This window comes from Okeania sp., assembly GCF_983059655.1.
In genome coordinates this window covers 1-4,491 of the sequence record NZ_CEZPJD010000665.1, presented here as the reverse complement: position 1 = coordinate 4,491, position 4,491 = coordinate 1, and the positions used below count along the sequence as shown (strand labels likewise).

1 protein-coding gene and 2 pseudogenes are annotated in these 4,491 nt (G+C 33.6%); 2 read left to right on the top strand and 1 reads right to left on the bottom strand.

The features are described from left to right. Positions 1-65: 65 nt before the first annotated feature. Positions 66-860 (bottom strand): annotated as a pseudogene (locus tag AC3DU7_RS26235) (phosphosulfolactate synthase). Positions 861-929: 69 nt separating this feature from the next. Here AC3DU7_RS26235 and AC3DU7_RS26230 point away from each other — a divergent pair. Then, positions 930-1,646: pseudogene (locus tag AC3DU7_RS26230) on the top strand (sulfite exporter TauE/SafE family protein). A gap of 519 nt (positions 1,647-2,165) precedes the next feature. Beyond that, positions 2,166-3,371, top strand: a complete 1,206-nt coding sequence (locus AC3DU7_RS26225; protein ID WP_488042219.1) for a site-2 protease family protein — start codon at positions 2,166-2,168, stop codon at positions 3,369-3,371. Positions 3,372-4,491: the final 1,120 nt, after the last annotated feature.

Below are 4,491 nucleotides of genomic sequence, written 5' to 3'. Positions count from 1 at the left end.
TAAGTCATGGGTTGGAATTGCCAAATGAAAAATACTATCTGTCCTCTTATTTAGTGTCATTGAATTTAATTATCTATTAAATTAAACATTGACTTATTCTGACTGCTCTTGTGAAAAGTTTCCAGCGTGTCACTTCGCAAACCCAGTCTCAAAGTTTCTAAAGAAATGACATCATCCACTGCAATATTTCCCAAGTTTACTAAATGTCCGAACTTTTTAATTGACCAGACTTGCTGTGCTTTTTTTGGTGTTTCAAAGATCAGATCGTTGAAGTCTATTTGAGTCAGTATTTCTTCTATCAGTCCAAAGCGAACTTCTCCATTATTGCGATATATTCCTGCTGTACCACTTTCACGAGCTTCAGCGATGACTTTCCAGGAGCCAGCTGCAAGTTCAGCTTGAATATTTTTGATTCAAATATAAGGCGCAAGTACTTGTTCTGGATCTTTACTCCCCACTTCGGATAAAACAACAAAATCTCTAGCTAAGGCTTCAATATAGCGACATTTTTCATCAAGAGGAAGGTTAATTGAACCTGTTGAGACTTCAACGTAATTCAAATTTAATTTTTGAAGATATTTCCGAAACTCATCAAATTTATTCTGAAGTACCGCCACCTCAAATAATGTTCCACCAAAGCACAGCTTAATGCCGAAACTTTGATATAAGCTAATTTTTTCTGACAGATTTTGAGTCAAATAACCGGTTCCCCATCCTAGTTTTATCACATCAATAAAGTTAGCAGCCGTTTCTAGCAAATCCTGTGCCTGTCGTAAACCAATTCCACGATCAATTACATGAGTAATTCCCGTATTTCTAGGCTTACTTGTGCGCTCAGGCAATTCTAGAAAATTCGGCATATTGACAGGAGGCTTTTCTTGATTTATTCTAGTCATAAAAGTCATAACAGCACATTAATATCCAAAACAATGCTACTAGAGAACCTGCTTTTCTGTCTGATTATTTTTATTGCTGGACTGGTGCGAGGTATTTCTGGATTTGCACTTGGATTATTGGGAACATCTCTGTTGATCAATCTAATAGACTTCCACACTGCGATAGCGCTGATAGCTTTGTTACAGCCAATTGCTACTTCTATTCTATTTTTCTACTATAGAAAAAGCTGTAATTTTCAAGAAGTGATTCCAATTGCAATTTGTTCTTTTATAGCAGTACCTTTTGGAGTTATAACATCCGATCGTATCGAAAGTCAAGTTGTTTTAGATTCCTTAGGTTTGATCATCATTTTCTATGTTGCATACTGCTGGTTTACGCCTCGCTTGCCAGAGGTCAAAGCTTGAGGGTGGGGTTATTTTGCAGGTCTGACCTCGGGTTTCTTCTCAGGCGCTTATAATTCTTGTGGTCCGCCACTAATTATGTACGCTAATTCTTGTAGATGGAATCCTGAAGAATTTAAAAGCAACATTCAAGGTGTCCGAATTTGTAGCATGGTTTTGGCTGTTGTTGTTCATGGGTTGAATCACGATTTGACTTCGGAAGTTTGGAAGTTATTTCTTTTCGGAGTTCCCAGTGTTTGTTTAGGAATTGGTGCGGGGATTATTTTATCAAAGTATCTGAATCCTGTTATTTTTCAAAAAATTGTTCTTATTTTGTTGCTCCTTACAGGAGTTAAACTGTTCTTTTGATAAGATTAAAGTAGTGACATTATATTATTATGGGCGTTAGTGAATAAAAGTATAATTTTATAGTCATCAGGAGTCATAATTCAGGATTCAGGAGCTAAAAAGGTTCTTTTTCCGTACCTTAAAGAGGGAAAATAGGTCTGAAATACACATTATAAATTTAGAAATTTAATACTTAAAATTAGCAACGTCCAAATATTATTCTGTTTAAATAGATATATCCAAAAATAAAAAATAAAATCAGTTATCGTACATAAATCATCAGTTATTTCCCCCTATTCCCTATTCCCTATTCCCTCTTTTCTGGAGACGTCTAATAGCTAAATATAAAACTGTACAAATATCAAAATTGGCCAGCTTATTTTCCCTTGAGTTGAGTGTGTGAAATTTTTCGATAGAGTACCCTATAGAAAAACATAGAAAAACTTTGCTAGAGGTATTACTGGCTAACTATCCATGAGAAGCACTAAAGATCCAGCCCCAAATATTCATAGAATTTTGAATAAAAAATCAATAAATATTATCCAGACAGATTTGCGAATTGGTAATTTATTTGGTATCCCTTTATTTTTGGATTCTTCATGGTTCGTCATTTTACTGTGGATAATATATATTAATAGGCAAGACTATCAAGAGTGGGGATTGTTTTTAGGTTTTGGAGCTGGATTAGTAATTGCTGTACTAATGTTTTGTTCTGTATTATTACATGAATTAGCTCATAGTTTAGTTGCTATATCTCAAGGAATTAAAGTTAATTCTATCAGGTTATTTTTATTTGGTAGAATTTCTGGAATAGATCGAGAATATCGAACTCCTGGAGAAGCTTTTCAAGTGGCGATCGCTGGACCTTTAGTGAGTTTAGTTTTGTTTTTTTTATTGGGTTTAACTAGCCTTTTTTTTTCCACATCAAGCTTGGTTGGTGAACTAATAAATCGGGTAGCAGAAATTAATTTAATTTTAGCTATTTTTAATCTGATGCCTGGTTTACCTTTAGATGGCGGGCAAGTATTAAAAGCTGCTATTTGGAAAATAACTGGTAGTCGTTTTGTTGGGGTAAGATGGGCAGCTAAAAGTGGTCAAGTTTTAGGATGGTTAGGAATTATTTTTGGGTTGATTTTAGTTTTAGTAACTCAGAATTATGGTGGTTTTTTGGTGGCTTTAATTGGTTGGTTTGCTATGCGTAATGCCAAATTTTCTCATCGGATAATTGATTTACAAGAAGTGTTAATTAAAATTAAATCTGTAGAAGCAATGACGCGAGATTTTCGTGTGGTAGATGCAAATTTGACTTTGAGTCAATTCTCAGACAAATATTTTTTGAAAAGTTCTAAATTTTCTATTTATTTTGCTGCTAGTGAGGGTCGTTATCTTGGTTTAGTTTCTTCTGATGCTATTGATTTTATTGAAAGGAGTTATTGGGATACTCAAACCTTAAGGATGATTATATGTCCGCTAAACCAAATAGTTACTGTGTCGGAGAAAGCTAGTTTAGTAGAAGTTATTTACAGTATGGAATTTCATCAGCAAAAACATATAACTGTTCTTTCGCCCGCAGGAGCAGTGGCAGGTATCATAGACCGGGGTGATATTGTTCGAGCAATAAATAAATATTTAAAATTGAAGATTTCAGAAGCAGAAATTAAGCGTATTAAAACAGAAAGTTGTTATCCTCCAGGAATGAAATTAGAAGCGATCGCTAAGGCTACTTATTTATCAAATTTAAAGTAGAAGAAGGAAGAAGTAAGAAGGAAGAAGTAAGAAGGAAGAAGGAAGAGGGAAGAAGGAAGAGGGAAGAAGAAAAAATGTAAGCATTCAGCTATTAGCAGTCAGCACTTCAGCAACAAGAGTGTTTTTTTTAAATACAGTGTTTAAATTAAAATAGACTTTAAGGGCAAGGGAGGCAACTTTTTTAGTAAAACAATTAAATATTGCTTTTCTCCTAAACTAAAAGCAATAGCTGATAGCTGATGGCTGAATGCTTACGAAAAAAGTAAGGAAAAATCTAGTTTTTTCTGAAGTTTTGAACTGTTGAGAATAAGGAATAAGGAATAAGGAATAAGGAAGAAGAAAAAAGTAAGGAAAAATATGGTTTTTTCTGAGTTTTAAATTGTTGATATTTACCAAATAATTAAGGTTTAAAGCCTCTCCTTTAAAGGGGAAACAATAAAAAAAATCCTTTGAGTCAATCCTCTTCTTTTCAAGGAGAGGTAATTGTTAATTATTAATTATTAATTATTAATTATTGAAGCGTCCTTTGCCTCGACTGCTATATACAGCAGATTTGGTGGTATATGAAGTACAGAAATTAACAATTAAATATTTGTAGTGCGGGCATCTTGCCCGCGACTGGTGTACCTCACGCTTAGTGGAATCTGCTGTAATTTCTATCTATAATCATCTGTTTGAAAAATAAATTATATTATTCCAATTATATTATCCCAAAAATTTCAGCCCTCACTAAAAACTGGTGTTTAAGCCATTTATTCTTACTTATAAATTTTGAATTTTAAGTTCTAACTTTTGATTTTTGACTTTTGACTTTTGAATTTTAAGTTCTAACTTTTGACTTTTGACTTTTGATTTTTGACTTTTGAATTCTAATTACGTAAGCATTCAGCGGTCAGCTATCAGCTATCAGCTATTGCTTTTAATGAGTGATAAAAGCTTTATTAATTGAGAAACGAAAAATCTTACTACAAAAGTCAGCTCCAAAGTCTGTATTGATTTCAACCCCGTCCTTAAGCACAAAGTCTTATTGCTGATAGCTGACGGCTAATAGCTGAATGCTTACCTAATTACTTTTTTCCTAACAACCAATAGGTGAGCATTTTACCTCTACCTTTAACTG